Below are 16,351 nucleotides of genomic sequence, written 5' to 3'. Positions count from 1 at the left end.
TCCCGGATGGGTTATCCTAATGGCATTATGAAGCCAGCATCAGCCGACATAGCAGCCGTAATTTTTCTCTGGCCCTTTTCGATCCTGTATTTTCTGATCTATCAATTGCGGAGGGCGGGCTACCGGTCAGGGCTTTTTAAAACCCAAAAAAGCCGGCTTCCGGTGATCTGCGTGGGAAACCTAAGCGCCGGGGGCACCGGCAAGAGCCCCTTCTGCATCATGCTGGCCGGGGAACTATCGACGGCGGGATTTAAACCGGCCATATTATCCAGGGGTTACAAAAGGGCGGATGGCAAAGGTTCGGAAATAACCGTTATCAGCGACTGGCAGAAGATCCTGGCCGCCCCCGCCGAGTCGGGCGACGAGCCGTTTTTGATGGCCCAAAAACTGCTGGGCAGGGCCATCGTCTTGGTGGGAAAGAATCGAGCGCGGGCCGCGGAGATGGCGGCAGCAGCCGGGGCCGATGTGGTCATCATGGATGACGGCTTCCAGCACTGGAAATTATCCAGAAATCTGGATATCGTGCTGCTGGACGGCAAACGGCCGCTGGGCAACGGCTGGCTGCTGCCGGCCGGCCGGCTGCGGGAGCCGGCCCCGGCCCTGAAACGGGCCGATATAATCATCGCCACCAGAAGCGGCGACCACGGCGGCTGTCAATCCATCGAAAGGCTGGTGAAAAAATATCATCTAAGCCAGCCGGTCCTTTACTGCGATCACCGGGCCGTCAGATTAAAACCGTTGAGTGATCAACCGATGAGTGGGGCTATCAAACCGGCAAATGACAATAAACTGCTTTTGTTCTCTGGCATCGCCCGGCCGGGTTCATTCCAGAACAGCATCAAGGCCCTGGGATACGAGATCTCGGATCACATCATCTTCGGAGACCATCATTCCTATGATCGGTCCGACCTGGAAAGGATCTCCCGTTCGGCCGGCGACTGCGATGCAGTAATAACCACCGAGAAGGACGCGGTGAAACTGCCGGTGGGCTGGAACCCGGGGAAGCCGTTGTTGGCGCTGGAGATCGAAATTGCTTTCCATCCCGAATCCGGAAAAGAAAAATTGATCGAAACAATTAAAGAGGCTATAAGGTGATGACCCTGGAAGAATATCAGAGATCATCCGACGACGAGCTGTATAAGATAATATCCCGACTTAAAGAGGAGCGGGACGCGGTCTTTCTGGTACACAACTACCAAGTGCTGCCGGTCCAGAGGCTGGCTGATTTCATCGGCGACTCCCTGGCCCTGGCCCAGGCGGCGGTCAAGGTCAAGGCCAAAACCATCGTCTTCTGCGGGGTGCACTTCATGGCCGAGAGCGCCAAGCTGCTCAACCCCGAAAAAACCGTCCTGCTGCCGGACCGGGTCGCCGGCTGCCCCATGGCCGATATGGTCACGCCGGAGGCCCTGCGCCAGGCCAGGGAAAAACACAACAACCCGATAGTGGTCACCTACGTCAACAGCACGGCGGCGGTCAAGGCCGAGAGCGACATCTGCTGCACCTCGTCCAATGCGGTGGAAATAATCAATTCGCTGCCGGCGGACCGGGAGATCCTGTTCGTGCCGGATAAAAATCTGGGGGCTTACGCCGCCAAAAAGACCGGACGGAAGCTGATCCTGTGGCCGGGGCATTGCTACGTGCATAATCGCTTCACTGTGCAGGATGTCATCAATGCCAGGGAGGAGCATCCCGGGGCCACCGTCATGGTCCACCCGGAGTGTCCGCCGGAGGTGATCGAGCAGGCCGATATGGCGGCCTCCACCTCTGGGATGGTGCAGGCGGTGAAGGAGCATCCGGAGATCGAAGAGTGGGTGGTCGGAACCGAACAAGGGTTGATCGATCAATTAGCTGCCGCCAATCCCCAAAAGGGCATATATCCCCTGGCGGCCAATGCGGTGTGCCGGAACATGAAGATGATCACCCTGGCCAAGGCGGCCTGGGCCCTGGAGAATCAGAAATATGAGATAACGGTCCCGGCCGAAGTGGCCGAAAAGGCCAGGCTGGCGCTGGAGCGGATGCTGGAAATAACAAAACAGACCTCTCCCCTGCCTCTCTCCTAAAGCATTAGGAGAGAGCCTGCACTGAGAAGACAAACTGTTTTTCAATCGAAGTGGAAGGGTGAGGTCCTCTTCCAAAAATCCCGCTTGACGAAACCATTGGTTTGTGATATCTTTCACTGATTGAATATTAGGAGTTTACAATGAATAAATGCCCCTTTCTGTCGGTCCACACAACCATCAGGGAAATAAAATACGACTCCGAGGGAAAGATAACCGAGGAGAAGGAAACCCCCCAGGCGGAACTCAAGGACTGCCTGGAGGCGCAGTGCGAGATCTTCGACAGCTCGGCCGGCAAATGCTCCCTGCCTACCATTGACAGCAAGATCCAGTCGGCGGGCAGCGAGGAGCAACTGGCGGTCCTCAAATCCATCCTGGCCGAGACCAAGGAGGCCCGGGAGAACACCGCCGCCTCCCAGCTGCATGTGCTTAAAAAAGCCGAGGCCACCAACGAACTGCTTCACGGTTTGAAGGAGAAAATGTCCTCGGTCGGGGGGGTGGACCTGGGTCCGGTGCAGAACAGCTTGGCCGACTTGAGATCATCGTTGGATCAGAACCAGGCCAAGTTCACCGACATCCTGGAATTGATACTGGAGGACCAGCAGAATCGGGCCGCCCAGGGCGGGCTTAAGGATAATCTGGCTCCGATGCTGCAGAGCACCTCTGATATCAAGGAGGCCCTGGTGCTGAACCAGAACAAATTCGGCGACATCCTGGAGCTGATACTGGAGGACCAGCAGAACCGGGCCGCCCAGGGCAGCCGGGAAACAGAACTGCTGGCCGAGATATCCCAGAAGCAGGAGAGGATGGTGGAGGCCCTGGGCCAGGGGCTGAACGCCGACAGCCTGAACGAGGGTCTGGCCAAGATGATGGACCGGTCGGGCGAATACCTGAAATCCCTGAGCGAGGCCGATGCCGCCCGGCAGTCCCGGCTGGAGGAGATGGAGAAGCAGTTGATCAAACTGCAACAGACCATGCAGGAGCTTTTGGAGGGCCAGCGCAACGAACAGCGGGACATCAGCAACGAGCGGAGGCGCCAGAAGGCCAACGAGCATAACGACCGGGGGGTGATGCTTTTTCACCGCCGGGAGCTGGCGGCGGCCGAGGCGGAATTTCACAGGGTCCTGGACATCCGGCCGGATTTTGCCGAGGCCTATAATAATCTGGGGCTGACCCTGAGCGACCTGGGAAAAAAGGAGGAGGCGGTGGAGGCCTTCAAGAAGGCCATAGACCTGTCCCCCGAGGCCCCGGAGGCCTACAACAACCTGGGCTGCCTGTACCGCATCAAGAAGGACTATCAGCAGGCGGTGGAGCTGTTCAACCAGGCCATCGCCAAGCGTGAGGACTACTCCCTGGCCTATTTCAACCTGGGGGTGGCCTACGAGGAGCTGGAGAAATTCGAACTGGCCATCAAGGCCTGGGAGAAGGTGCTCAACCTGCAGCCCACCCATGAGGAGGCCCGGAGAAAACTGGCTTCCTACCGGGCCCGGAGGTAGTTTTAGATGGATGAAGCCCTGCATAAAATAGAGAAGATCCTGGCCGAACAGAGGCAGCCCTCCCGGATAGATCCCATCCTGCCCAGCAAGACCGCCATTCCCAAGACGGATGCGGCCATCGACATCGCCCATTACGGGAAAGTATCGGCCGGAGGGCAGGCCCCGGTTCCGGTCAAGGAAGAGGCGGTGGTCGAAAAACCGGCCCCCAAGCCCAAACCGGAATATGCCGACCCGGCGGCCAAGATAGGGGTGGGCGCCCGGGAATTCAACCTGGATGAGCTGTCATCCGAGGCCATGGGCGGAGATGTCAATTCCGAAGTGGCCTCCAAGATCGGCACCGGAGGGCGGGTGTTCAAACTGGACGACCTGAGCGGCGATCAGGGATCCGACCCGCTGATGGGGAATGTCTTCAAACCATCCAACAGCCGGGAGCTGAGCCTGGACGAGCTCTCCTCGGAGCCCCGGGAAGAGTGATTTTTTAAAACCAAAAAGCCCCTCCGTTTCGGAGGGGCTTTTTATTTACTGGTAAAATCTTTACTAAGTTTTATATAAAACAGGTTTTAACCGTTACTTTCTTATGACTAAGAAAGTAACCAAAGAAGTCTTTGCCGCCCAGTTCCGCGGGTGGTAAGGCCTATGCCCCGGCATTCATTGAACCAGAACAAGCAGGATGCAAATGACGCAATGACTGCTTTATCGGGGCTGAAGCCTTAGCCGCTCCACTTAAAGGCGGGGCACCAACCCCACCCCTTCCCTCCCCTCGAGGGGAGGGAGGCCGGCAGGCAGGGAGAGGTCCGGGTCGCATCAGCGCTGCTGACTGGCATAAGCTGCCGTTAAGAATGTTTTGCATGCGGGTGCCTTGTTTCGTGGTCAAGACATTCAGGCAGCTGAATATCATAAACTTCCGGGCAGCGGTGCAGCGACAGTTCTCTTTGGAGCTTTCTCTTCAAAGAGAAAGCGGGAAAAGGGTCAATAACTTGGAACGACCGCGATGATATGGGGCGCATAGTATCCAAAGATATTTATTTTTACCAGCTGAAGGCCAGCTTGTTTAGCAGAACCAAAAAGATGGTTATACTCAGACAAATGCTCCTTTGAACGATAGCATAAAAATCACTACCAAAAGCCCCTCCGCAAGGAGGGGCTTCTTTATTATCGGGCAACCTATTGTTTTTCTATCTTCAAGCCGGGGATGTTCAATTTTGTCTGGCTGGTGTCGGTGACCATCGCCAGCAGGAAATTGTCCGGTTTCAGGTATTTTTTGGCGGCGGCCATTACGTCGGCCTGGGTCACCTGAAGCGTCTTCTGCATATCCTGCCGGAAATAATCCGCCCCCAGATCGTAAAGTTCCAGGTACAGGAACTGCCGGGCGGTCTGGCCGCTGGTTTCGAAGCGGAAGGGATAGCTGCCCCGGATGTAGTCCTGGGCTTCTTTCAGCTCCTCTTCGCTGACCGGCTGGCTCTGGATCAGCCGCATCTCAGCTATCAAGCTCTTGATGGCGGTGTCAGCCGAGGCGCATTTGGTCTGCACGGAAAGTATATAGGGTCCGAAATCGCTGCGGGGATCGTAATACGAATCCACATCATAGGCCAGGCCCTGGGCCATCCGGATATTTTTGACCAGCCGGGATACGAAGCCGCCTCCGCCCAGGATGTAATTCATCACCCGGATGGCCTGATAATCGGGATCGCTCCTTTTGGGCCCCAGAAATCCCAGATTGATGTAGGCTTGGTTGATCTGGCGGTTTATCAGCAAAGCCCGGGGCTGCCCGATGGGCGGTATCTCCGGAAGGATCGATTGGGGCATGTTCCGGGCGGCCCAGTTTCCCAGATTTTGCTCCAGTATTCTTTTGATCTGGGAGCTTTTAAAATCCCCCACCAGCGAGATAATGCAGTTATTGGGAGCGTAGTATTTCTGATGGTATCCGGCCAGGTCCTGCCGGGAGATGCGGGAGACGCTTTCGGCGTCGCCCATCCCGGGATGGGCGTAGGGGTGATCTTTGAACAGCATCAGGTTAAAGGCTTCGGCTGACTGGGTGTTGGGACGGTCCCCCTTGGCCTCGATGGCCGAGAGCAATTCGGCCTTCAGCCGCCCGGTCTCCAGGGAGTCAAAAGCCGGTTTGGTCAGCAGCTCGAATAAAACCGGCACGGTCCGGTTAAAATCCTTCGCCAGGGTGGTCAAGGAGATGAATGCCGCGTCATAGTCGCATTTGACTGCGAACTGGGCGCCCACAAAATCGAAATTATCGGCGATATCCAGCGCACTGCGGGAGTCAGTGCCCTTGGCCAGCATCTCGATTGTGAAATTAGCCAGGCCGGCATATCCGGCAGGATCAGTAACGCTGCCGGCCTTGACCATAACCTCCGCCGATATTACCGGCAACTGGTGGTTCTCCAACAGCAGTATCGTCAATCCGTTTTTGAGAACGATCCTTTTGGGCTGGGGAGGGGTCCAGATATTCTGGGCTGAAACCATTCCGGCTGCGGCCAAAAACAATGCGACGGCAAAAAACATCTTTCTCATTGGGCCTCTCCTTTGTTCTGGGGGCCGCCGGTCGGGATCAGGGTGGCCACGGTCCGGTTCTGGTCGATGAAATATTTATTGGCCGCGGAGATGATGTCCTGGTTGCTTACCGCCCGGATATTCTTAAGGTAGCTGTTCAGGTAGCGCCAGGAGAGCCGGGTCTGGGCCGAGCCGATCTGGACGGCCAGGCCGTTGTTCCGTTGCTGCTGGAAGATAAAATCCGCTTCCAGCTGGTTTTTGCTTTTTTGCAGTTCCCGCGGGGAGACGCCATCCCGCTTGATCTTCTCCAGCTCTTCGGTTATGGCCTGCTCCAGTTCTTCGGTATTGTGGCCCTTCAGCGGCGCGGAATAGAAGATGAACAGGGTGGGGTCGGTCTGGGTATCGTTATATCCGCCGGCGAACAGGGCCAGCTGTTTATCGTAGACCAGGCTGCGGTAGAGCCGGGAGCTTTCGCCGTTGCTGAGGATATTGGAAAGCAGCTCCAGAGCGTAGGTGTCGGGCTGGCCTATTTCCGGCGTGTGATATCCCATGGCCACCAGCGGCATCCGGGTGTCCTTCAGCACCTTGACCCGGCGTTCACCCATCTGGGGAGGTTCTATGGTGGTGACCCTGGGCGGCGATGTTTTGTTGCGGGGGATGCCGCCGAAATATTTATCCACCAGGGCTACCGCTTCTTTGCGGTTGACGGCGCCCACTATCACACAGGCGGCGTTGTTGGGGGCATAATAGATCCGATAATAGTCGCGAAGGTCCTGAGGGGTGATGGCTTCAATGTCGGTCATCCAGCCCAGCACCGGCCAGCCGTAGGGATGGGCGGTATAGGCGGCGGCATTCATTTCCTCGAACAGCCGCCCATAGGGCGAGTTTTCCCTGAGTCGGCGCTCCTCCTTGACCACATTGCGCTCCGGTTCGAACTCCCTGGGATCCAGCTTCAGGTTGGCCATCCGGTCCGACTCCAGTTCCATGGCCACCGAAAGGAACTCGGTGGAGATATTCTCGTAATAGGCGGTGTAGTCCTGGCTGGTGAAAGCATTGCTGTGACCGCCGTATTTCTGGACGATCCTGGAGAACTCCTCGGGACCGATCTTGTCGGTCCCCTTGAACATCATGTGCTCCAGCAGGTGGGAGATCCCGGTGATGCCGGGACGCTCGTTGCGGGAGCCCACCCGGTACCACACCTGGAAGCTGACCAGTGGCAGGCCGGGCTTCTCCACGGTCAGTATTTTCAGGCCGTTGGCCAGGCTGTCCTGATGGACCGCCAGGGTGTCAACGGCCCCGGCCCCGGAGACCACCAGGGCCAGGCAGGATGCCGCCAGAATTAATTTTCTCATTAGTTGCATTCCTTTATCTTTTATCCCTGATCAGCAGCCTGACGCCGATGGCGATCAGGATCAGCGGCCAGATCAGGCTTAATTTAAAATAAAACAGGCCGTAATTATTCAACAAAAGGCCGATGCCCAGGATGATGACCAATATCCCGAACACCGCCCCGGATGGATTTCGCCGCATATTCGGATTCCTTTCCTCGGGAGTTGGCGGAGTTTCGCGTTGGCCGGCCGAAAGGCTCTGGCCGGGGACTATCAGCCAGGCCGCCAGATAAATAATGATCCCCAGCCCGCCGGCCAGGGCCAGGATCATAAAGATAATGCGGATCAGCAGGGGGTCGATGTCAAAATAATCGGCCAAGCCTCCGCAGATCCCGGCTATCACCCGGTCCCTTCCGGAACGGTATAATCGTTTGGGCATATAAAGGCCCCCCTACATTACCACCGGCTGGTCGGGGATGATGATCCAGGCAATGATATAGGCCAGGATCCCGGCCCCGGACAGGGCGAACACCACCGCCACCAGCCGGACGATGGTGGGATCGACGTCAAAATATTCCCCGATGCCGCCGCAGACGCCGCCTAGCATCCGGTCCCTGGTGGACCGGTAAATTCTTTTAGCCATGATTCTCCTCCTAACCATTGATCATACAATTATAAACCCCAAAGGATGAAACTTCAAGGGTGTTTATGGTTTTATCGGGAATTTATAAAATGGCCTTGGGGGTCGTTGACCCCCAAGGCCGTTCTATGTCCAATTATTTATTGCTACTCGGCCGCAGCTATCTTCGGCGCTGTGGGCGGTCTGGGCGGAGCCTGGTCCCTGGTGCCCAGCCGGGTGGTCCATACCGCGCCCAGGCCCACGGTGACCCCGCACCACAGGACTATGAAGTTGATGATGATGAATATCACGCCCAGGGCGGTCAGCGGGCTGCCGGCGATGTTGATCAGGCTGCCCAGCAGGAACAGGGAGTGCAGCAGCACGAATCCCAGCACCACCGCCGGCAGGGTGTTCATGGGAGGCTTGTTGACGGCATGCAGGAATTTCTGGTTGATGATCACCCCGAAGCTGGCGATGCTCATCAGGATCCCGGCCACCACCAGCAGGACGGCCAGCGGTATCAGGGGGATGCCCAGGATGGAGACCGCCATGAACACCAGGGCCGGGGCCAGGGAGATCTGCACCAGGAATCCGATGCCGGCCGACTTCCAGAAATCGACCTCGATGATGTGGACGATGCGTTCGATGGGTTTGGCAAAGAACACGCCCAGCAGGGTTATCAGGATGCCCAGTCCGGCCAGCATGAAAAAGACGATAAAGAATTTTATGGCCCGTCCGGCAGCCGGTTTTTTGTGGGCAAAGTGGGCCGAGCCGACCATGCTGGGAATGAACTGGTTGAGCATCCCTAGATCCACGTTCTTGATCTCACCGGCCACCCGGGCCCCTTCGGCCTTGTCCACCGTGCCGCCCACGGTGGAGATATCCCCGCCCACCGAGGACTCGGGCCCCAGATTGACCATCCCGCCGAAGGCCGCCACCTCGCCGCCCACCGTGCCGTCGATGGAGACGGTGCCGCCAAAGGTGGCCACGTCCCCCTTGACCGTTCCGGCCACCACCGTGGCCCCGCCGAAGGTGGCCACGTCGTGCATCACCGTGCCGTTGACCGTCACCCCGCCGCCGAAGGTCACGCAGTCGCCGTTGACCATGCCGTCCACCGTGATGGAGCCGCCCTTGGTGACCACGTCGTCGTTGATGGTGTCGGCCGGGCCGACATAGATGTCGCCCACCTTGGCATCCTTGGAGTCTATCTCGACCTCTTTGTCGCCGATCTTTAATTTGTATGTACCCTGGGAATCGGAATCGCCGATACCCTGGATCTTGATGGTGGTCTTCTTGTCCAGCAGCTTGGTGCCCACCACCGTCTCCTCGGCCAGTCCGGGGGTCGCCGCCAGCAGCAGGGCGATCATCGGCAGCAGGATTAGCCAGCCGGATTTGGCAGAATGCCTGTTAATTTTGTACATGATCGTGCTCCTTTATTGTGTGCTATATTTTTGAATTTATATAAATTCTTTTGGAGGTGACGGCGATGATGGCAAAGGCCGCGATGCTGGCGATGGCCAGCTGGACCAGCAGGTTGGATCCCTTGAGCAGGGTGGCGGCCACCTGGCCCAGCAGGTCGATCATATCGGCCAGCCGCAGCCCGGCCTTGACCAGGATCACCTGCAGGTTGGGCGGGGCCTTGATTAAGTCCTTGGCCAGGGAAAATATTTTGAAAGGATCCAGCTTGTTCAGGCCGAAGGTCAACCCCAGGCCGAATATCACCAGCCACAGGGAGCTTAGCGATACCACAGCCCCGGTGGCCCATTTGAGCACCGGGCTGAGGCGCGGTATCTTATATTCCAACCCCAAAGCATTAAAGATGTTAGCGTTGAACTCAGGGCTGAGCTGGGGCAGTGGCAGGGCTTTGACCGACTGGGCCACCAGATTGAGCAGACGATAGTCGGCAGTGCAGGAACAACAGGATCTCAGGTGGTTCTTTATTGCTGTAACCTCCTGAATTTCAAGGGAGTTATCTACCAACTCCTGCAGCTTATTTTTTATCTCTTGGCATTCCATGATCTTTTCTCCGTTCTGGTAATAATACGTGGGTTCGGTGGCAAATGTTTCATTATGATTACATATTGCAGGACAAGATATTAACCATATCCAAGCTTGACCAGCTTTTGCTTCATGATATCCCTGGCCCGGAAAAGCCTGATCTTGACCGTGCCCACCGGTATATCCAGTGACTCGGCGATCTCCTCGTAGGAAAGCTCCTGCTGATGCCTTAAGACCAGGACCTCGCGGTAGAGGGGCGGCAGGGTGTCCAGTACCCGGTCTATCAGTTCCTGTTGGGAGGCGGCTTCGATCCTTTCCTCTAGGGATATCTGGGTGTCTTCGATATCTACCGGGTTTTCCTCGTCGTGGATGGAGAGCGATTCCGGCTTTTGGGCCCTGAGGAAATCAATGGCCGAATTGTGGGCGATCTTGAACAGCCAGGTAAGAAAGGGATATGAAGAATCGTAGCCGGCGAAGCTTTTGTAGGCCTTGATAAAGGTCTCCTGGGCGATGTCCTCGGCATCGTTCTGGTTGTGGACCAGGCGGAAGATGAGGGAGAACACCTGCCGTTTATAGCGGTTGATCAGATCGTTGAAGGCCCGGCTGTCGCCGGCCAGACAGCGGTCTATCAGTATCTGGTCTTGGTTTTTGGAAGCCATGGGGTGAGTATAGCATTTGGATTTGACCGGTGTCAAATCCAAAATGACTCCCGGGATCGCGGCGGCTTTTGAGGGCATGGTAAGACGAAAGTCCATTATTATTGATAGTTATATCTTTTATGTCATTCCCGGCTTGATCGGGAATCCAAATCTTAAATTCTGTCACACTTCAACTTGGCGGGTGAAAAGCTTTTCTCAGTGTGACAAGTTCGCTCATAAAGCAGGCTGAAGGGTGACCCTATAGCTAAAAAGCCGGAAATTTTCCGGCTTCTTTTCTGGAGGTAGTTTATGGGGTTGGGTATCATTAAATTATGGATATTACAAACAGGGCAATCAGTGTGCCGATGGGGATCAACCCGCCCCAATCTACGCTCTTGATATCAACTATCCCTTTCATGGCCGTCTCCTTTTATTTGGAAATTTAGTATTTTTCTTGGTTCATGGGAGACTACGCAGGATCGGGGGGATATGTTACATAAAAAGTAAAAATATTTTTTGTTAACAAAAAACCGCACTGCGAGGGCAGTGCGGCGGCAACAAACAATATCTGTCATTTCAGCAGGATCATTTTCTTTGTCCGGCGGGTTCCCCCGGCCTCCAGGCAGTAGAAATAAAGCCCATTTGTGACCGGTTTGCCCTGGTAGTCCCGGCCGTCCCAGGTTATTGACCCCACCCCACCCTCCCCTAAAGCATTAGGAGAGGGATCATTTATTAATGTTTTTACCAATTGCCCGGCGATGTTGTAAACCGCAAGTTTTACCGGCCCGTCCACTGTTGCCTGATAACTGATAACTGTAGACTGATTAAAGGGATTAGGATAATTTTGGTTTAACTGTAAACTGAAAACTCTATCACTTGTAACTGGCTCCGCCGCTACACCGTTCAACGAATCATCCCACTCCCATTCATATATCACACCAAGTTCGCTTAAAGCATATACCCGATTTTTGCCATCATTCCGGGCATCGCCCACTACTCCGGCTGCCATGTCAAAATTGACACCGTAATTTAAGGCAATGGTATCCAATACATTTTTCACCCAAATACTGTCAACATAACTCCATTCCAAAACGCGGATATCGCTGTAAATCGAATCATTTACCACCATACTGCTACTCAAACCATATAACCTTTGTTTGCCGTCATTGCGGCCATCACCCGAAAACGGATATCTACCATAAGCAGCAGAATCAACATTTAACCATTGTGCGCCTGACCACAGGAGATCTCTTATCCCTCCGTCCTCAGATATATATAATTGAATTAAGCCATCATTTTTTACTGGCGACAATAAAGATCCCGTTGTAGGAATCATTTGTGAGTGGTAGGTTGTGTCCCATTTGCTTCTATAGGTATATTCAACCCAAAAAATATCTCCGCTAGAGTATACCCTGTTTGTATCATCGTTGCGGCCGTTTCCAATAACAATGTCCTGAACTATACCCCTTTTAATACCCACGGTGTCCTTTTTCCAAGTTCCACTCCCATTTTGGTAGGTATAAGCTATGGTCGTGCTGTCATTACCACCGGCAACTACTCTTATGGAATCATCGTTTTTTATATCCCCTAAACAAACGCTTCTTATATCAGAACCAGTACGGTCATCTATCAATATGCTATCCCAAGTACTACCGTTAAAGCTCCATTCACGTAACCTGCTGCTACCACCGCCAGTGTAAATCCTAATAACCCCATCATTCCTCCCGTCGCCCGCAGCAATAGAGTATGCACTTGCAATAGTGCTTGAAAACAATACTCTGTTCCAACCACTTCCATTCCAGGTAAATTCTGCTGGGACCCCCCCCGTTGCATATAATCTGTTTATACCATCATTACGGCCCTTGGCGATTACCAAGCCATAGCCACTGGCATTACCAACAACGGAACATTTGTAATCGCCAGCATGGGTGCTGGCCGTAAGAGATGCCCAAATTATCATTACATAAATAATTTTATTCATAGGTCCTGTAATCTTTCCAGGTCATCTTCGCTCAGGCCGAAATAGTGCCCCACCTCGTGGATGATGGTCTCCTTGATCTGCTCCACTATCTCCTGCGGTGTGCGGCAGATGGACTCGATGTTCTTCTGGTACAGTTCTATCCGGTCCGGCAGTTTGCCCGAAATATGATAGGCCGGGCGCTTGTTGTAGGGAATGCCGATATACACCCCCAGCAGGGAATGTTTCCCGGTCCGTTCCTCCAGCGATCTCAGCACCGCCGGGGAGGGATAGTTCTCCACCGTGATGGCAATATTCTCCAGCTTGTCCTGGAAGTCCTGCGGCAGGTCGTCCACCGCCTGCTCCACCAGTTTGTTGAACTCTGCGCTATCCATGATATTGCCCCGCGATCATGTCATAAACGATCTTGGCCAACAGCAACAGCAGAACCAAGATGAATATCGGCCGGATGATCCGGGCCCCTTTGGTCATCACCATTCTGGCGCCCAGCAGGTTACCGGCGATGCCGCAGGCCGCCGCCGGGATGCCCAGGGCGTAGAGCACCTTGCCGTGGGCCATGAAGGTTATCACCGCGGCCACATTGGAGGCCAGGTTGACCACCTTGGTGTTGGCATTGGCGGTGACGAAATCGTACTTGAGCATCAAAGTATAAAAGAGAATCAAAAAGGCCCCGGTGCCCGGCCCGAAGAAACCGTCATAAAAGCCGATCACGGTAGAGGCCAGGGCCGCCAGAATGAATTTGGTCTTTGCCTCGGTCTGATGCGAATTATTATGGACGCCCAGATCCTTGTTCAGCCAAGTGAAGATGGTGACCACCGGGACCAGCACGATCAGCACATACCGCAAGAAACCGGGGTCGATCAGCAAAACCGCCCGGGTGCCCAGAAATGAGCCGGCCAGGGCGAAGCCGGCGCTTAAGAGGGCCACCTTCAGATCTATCAATCCTCCGTGGTAATAGCGCAGGGTGGCCACCAACGTGCCGAAACTTGAGGAGAACTTGTTGTTGCCCAGAACGAAATGGGGCGGCAGGCCGGCGGCCATATAAGCCGGAAGCGAGATCAGGCCGCCGCCTCCGGCGATGGAATCGACCAGCCCGGCGAAGAACACCAGCGGCAGGACCATTAGATAGGTATGCCAGGAGATCATTGTGTCAAGCATTCGTTTTAAAATGAATTTTCATAAGAATAAGCGATGGGGTTTTCAAAGTCAATCAATATTTTTGTAAACCCCCTCTCCAAATGCCTTTGGAGAGGGGTGGGGTGAGGTCGTATGATTTTATTTGAAATCCTAAAGCCTTTGGATTATACTATTAGTTAGGCGCTAAATAGATCACTAGACCATATTGTCATGCCATTCCCACATCAATTGAGAGATAAATTCCGAATGGCATCCGGGCCTGGATTCCTGCCTTCGCAGGAATGACTTATTGCTGCATATAGTTGTTGGAGTAATAATACCCATGTATGAAAAAGAATTACAAACCGCCGTGGCGGCGGCGATGCAGGCCGGAGCCCTGCTGATGAAGATGTCCCGGGGAAAACTATCGGTGAAGTACAAAAGCCCCATCGACCTGGTCACCGGGGCCGACCGGGCCTCCGAGGCCCTGATCATCTCCATTATTAGAAAAGCTTTTCCCGGCGATGACATCATGACCGAGGAAAGCCGGGACCAGAGAACCTCTTCCAAACGGCGTTGGATAATTGACCCGCTGGACGGCACCACCAATTACGCCCACGGATTTCCGGTATGGTGCGTATCCATCGCTTTCGAAGAAAAGGGTCAGGTGAAAGCGGGGGCCGTCTATAATCCCAATCTGAACGAAATGTTCACCGCGGCCAAGGGGCGGGGAGCATTTTTGAACGGTAAGCGGATAAAAGTCTCGGCGGAAAAGGAGCTGGTAAAAAGTCTTTTAGCCACCGGATTTCCCTACGATGTCCACACCAGCCCGGAGAATAACCTGGCAAATTTCCAAAAGTTCATCAAGCGGGCCCAGGCGGTGCGGCGGCCCGGCTCGGCGGCCATCGACCTGGCCTACCTGGCCTGCGGGCGGTTCGACGGGTTCTGGGAGATAAAACTCAAGCCCTGGGACGCGGCGGCCGCCTCTCTGATGATCACCGAGGCCGGAGGGAGGATCACCGACTTTACCGGGGGCCGCTACAGCCTCTATTACCCGGAGTGCCTGGCCTCCAACGGGAAGATACATAAGCAGATGCTCAAGGTCTTGGAGAACAGATAAAAATAATTCTACATTAGCGAAACAAATTGTCCTATGCTTCGTAGTTTTGCAAAAGGAATCAAGGAGGAACCATGTTTTATAATCTCAAATTCCTGGCGGGCGGCATTTTATCGGCACTGATGGTATATTTCCCGGCCCGGGCCCTGGAACTGCAACGGGAGATGGAATTCGCCCCCGGGGATGTGCTGAAGATCGACATCAAGGCGGGAAATATCCAGATCACCGGCAACCATGGCGGGGCGATCACCATCAATGCCCAGGGCGACATCCTGCCGGAGGTGGAGAGATCCGGCAATACCGTCAGGATCTTTACCGATAAGCATCAGAACTGGAACCGCAAAAGGCTGGACCTGACCATCGGCCTGCCGAGCTGGGCCGCGGCCGATATCTCCAGCGGGGCGGGCGATGTGGCGGCCTACGATATCTCCGGAGGGGTGCTGATAGATATCGGGGCTGGTGACATCTACGCCAGAAACTTAAGCGGCAAGCTGGATGCCGAGACCGGGGCCGGAAACATCCAGGGTCGGTGGCAGCAAAAAGCATCAATGCCCGGCCAATGCCGGCTGACCACCGGAGTGGGTAATATCAATTTGGAACTGCCTGACAGTGCTGGCGTTCGGATTGACGCCCAGACCGGGCTGGGCAAAATATCCGGCAGGGACGATCGGGGATATGGCCGCCGGGCAGATATTTCGATAGGATCGGGTGAGGGCGTGTTCCAACTTTCCACCGGCATCGGGAATATAAGCATCAATGCGAAGCAGATACTGATAAATGATTGGCCGGACGATGATATTTTGAACTGGAGACACCAACGGCTCGGATACCAAAAGGATTTTCATTTTGAGATGGGCGGCGGGCCGCTTGCCTTCTGGCCGGACCGCTCGGCGGGACGTTTGCAGCCGTATGTGTCGCCGGCGGGATTTCCCGAGCTTCGCCAGGAGAGCTACTGCTGGGGCGGCCAGGGATATATGCAGTTCAACCGCTTCCGGATCGGCTATGCCGGCTGGGGACAGGATCTGAAAGCCAGGTCTTCCCTAAGCGATACCCAGAGATACTACGATTATAAATACAGCCTGGGCGGGGTGACCCTGGAGTATGTGCTGCTGAGGGGCCGGAGGGCCGACATCAGCCTGGGGGCCCTGCTGGGCGGGGTCGATGCCGAGATCAACCTGGCCCGAAGCGCCAGCTCCGACCTAGGTTGGGAGCAGACCGTTCTGCTGGACTCGGAAAGGGAGCTGGCATTGAAATCGGAAGGCTTTATGGGAATGCCTCTGGTCAGGGGCAAGCTAAGACTTTTCGGCATCGTCTGGCTGCAGGCCCAGGCCGGTTACCTCTACAGCCGGATGGGCGAGTGGAAGACCCATACCGAAAAAGAGGTGTTCAGCACTCCCCCGGCCGACCACTCCGGATGGATCTTCGCCGTCGGGCCGCATTTCGGGATCTGATAGCAAAAGATAAAGAGGGCCACCCAAAGGGTGGCCCTCTTTGTTTAGCCG

16 protein-coding genes are annotated in these 16,351 nt (G+C 55.1%); 6 read left to right on the top strand and 10 right to left on the bottom strand.

The window, feature by feature from the left end; all coding sequences use genetic code 11:
* Window positions 1–27: 27 nt before the first annotated feature.
* From A2273_02785 to A2273_02770, 4 genes are all read left to right on the top strand, one after another.
* On the top strand, window positions 28–1,095 hold the full coding sequence (locus tag A2273_02785; protein OGF07414.1) for a tetraacyldisaccharide 4'-kinase: 1,068 nt from the start codon (window positions 28–30) through the stop codon (window positions 1,093–1,095).
* Window positions 1,095–2,060, top strand: coding sequence for a quinolinate synthase (locus A2273_02780; GenBank protein OGF07413.1), 966 nt, complete (start codon window positions 1,095–1,097; stop codon window positions 2,058–2,060). Before A2273_02785 ends, A2273_02780 begins: the two co-directional genes overlap by 1 nt.
* Before the next feature lie 140 nt (window positions 2,061–2,200).
* Window positions 2,201–3,553, top strand: coding sequence for a hypothetical protein (locus A2273_02775; protein ID OGF07412.1), 1,353 nt, complete (start codon window positions 2,201–2,203; stop codon window positions 3,551–3,553).
* A gap of 6 nt (window positions 3,554–3,559) precedes the next feature.
* On the top strand, window positions 3,560–4,027 hold the full coding sequence (locus A2273_02770; GenBank protein OGF07411.1) for a hypothetical protein: 468 nt from the start codon (window positions 3,560–3,562) through the stop codon (window positions 4,025–4,027).
* 690 nt (window positions 4,028–4,717) lie between these two features.
* Here A2273_02770 and A2273_02765 read toward each other — a convergent pair.
* From A2273_02765 to A2273_02720, 10 genes are all read right to left on the bottom strand, one after another.
* Window positions 4,718–6,076, bottom strand: coding sequence for a hypothetical protein (locus A2273_02765; protein ID OGF07410.1), 1,359 nt, complete (start codon window positions 6,074–6,076; stop codon window positions 4,718–4,720).
* Window positions 6,073–7,407: a hypothetical protein gene (locus A2273_02760; GenBank protein ID OGF07409.1), complete on the bottom strand. Its 1,335-nt coding sequence runs from the start codon at window positions 7,405–7,407 to the stop codon at window positions 6,073–6,075. Before A2273_02760 ends, A2273_02765 begins: the two co-directional genes overlap by 4 nt.
* Window positions 7,408–7,420: 13 nt before the next feature.
* Complete coding sequence (locus A2273_02755) at window positions 7,421–7,822, bottom strand: hypothetical protein (GenBank protein ID OGF07408.1); 402 nt, start codon at window positions 7,820–7,822, stop codon at window positions 7,421–7,423.
* 12 nt (window positions 7,823–7,834) lie between these two features.
* Window positions 7,835–8,026 (bottom strand): PspC domain-containing protein, encoded by a 192-nt coding sequence (locus A2273_02750; protein OGF07407.1) that lies wholly within the window; start codon window positions 8,024–8,026, stop codon window positions 7,835–7,837.
* A gap of 143 nt (window positions 8,027–8,169) precedes the next feature.
* Window positions 8,170–9,423, bottom strand: coding sequence for a hypothetical protein (locus A2273_02745; GenBank protein ID OGF07406.1), 1,254 nt, complete (start codon window positions 9,421–9,423; stop codon window positions 8,170–8,172).
* A 22-nt stretch (window positions 9,424–9,445) separates the two neighbouring features.
* Complete coding sequence (locus A2273_02740) at window positions 9,446–10,018, bottom strand: hypothetical protein (GenBank protein ID OGF07405.1); 573 nt, start codon at window positions 10,016–10,018, stop codon at window positions 9,446–9,448.
* Window positions 10,019–10,098: 80 nt separating this feature from the next.
* The gene (locus A2273_02735) at window positions 10,099–10,659 is read right to left on the bottom strand and encodes a hypothetical protein (GenBank protein OGF08002.1); all 561 of its coding nucleotides are present in this window, start codon (window positions 10,657–10,659) and stop codon (window positions 10,099–10,101) included.
* A 550-nt stretch (window positions 10,660–11,209) separates the two neighbouring features.
* Window positions 11,210–12,619, bottom strand: coding sequence for a hypothetical protein (locus A2273_02730; GenBank protein ID OGF07404.1), 1,410 nt, complete (start codon window positions 12,617–12,619; stop codon window positions 11,210–11,212).
* The gene (locus tag A2273_02725) at window positions 12,616–12,993 is read right to left on the bottom strand and encodes a hypothetical protein (GenBank protein ID OGF07403.1); all 378 of its coding nucleotides are present in this window, start codon (window positions 12,991–12,993) and stop codon (window positions 12,616–12,618) included. Before A2273_02725 ends, A2273_02730 begins: the two co-directional genes overlap by 4 nt.
* Window positions 12,983–13,762, bottom strand: coding sequence for a hypothetical protein (locus A2273_02720; GenBank protein OGF07402.1), 780 nt, complete (start codon window positions 13,760–13,762; stop codon window positions 12,983–12,985). The genes A2273_02725 and A2273_02720 overlap by 11 nt, the downstream gene beginning before the upstream one ends.
* A 313-nt stretch (window positions 13,763–14,075) precedes the next feature.
* Between A2273_02720 and A2273_02715 the strand changes: the two genes are divergently transcribed.
* Both A2273_02715 and A2273_02710 read left to right on the top strand, forming a co-directional pair.
* Entirely contained in the window at window positions 14,076–14,852 is a 777-nt protein-coding gene (locus tag A2273_02715) for an inositol monophosphatase (protein ID OGF07401.1), read from the top strand.
* Between the two features lie 71 nt (window positions 14,853–14,923).
* Window positions 14,924–16,300 (top strand): hypothetical protein, encoded by a 1,377-nt coding sequence (locus A2273_02710; GenBank protein ID OGF07400.1) that lies wholly within the window; start codon window positions 14,924–14,926, stop codon window positions 16,298–16,300.
* Window positions 16,301–16,351: the final 51 nt, after the last annotated feature.

It is taken from the genome of Candidatus Edwardsbacteria bacterium RifOxyA12_full_54_48 (assembly GCA_001777915.1).
In the GTDB taxonomy this organism is placed as follows: Bacteria; Edwardsbacteria; AC1; order AC1; family EtOH8; genus UBA2226.
Note: the sequence above shows the minus strand (reverse complement) of the source record. Positions and strands in the feature narration are given on the sequence as shown.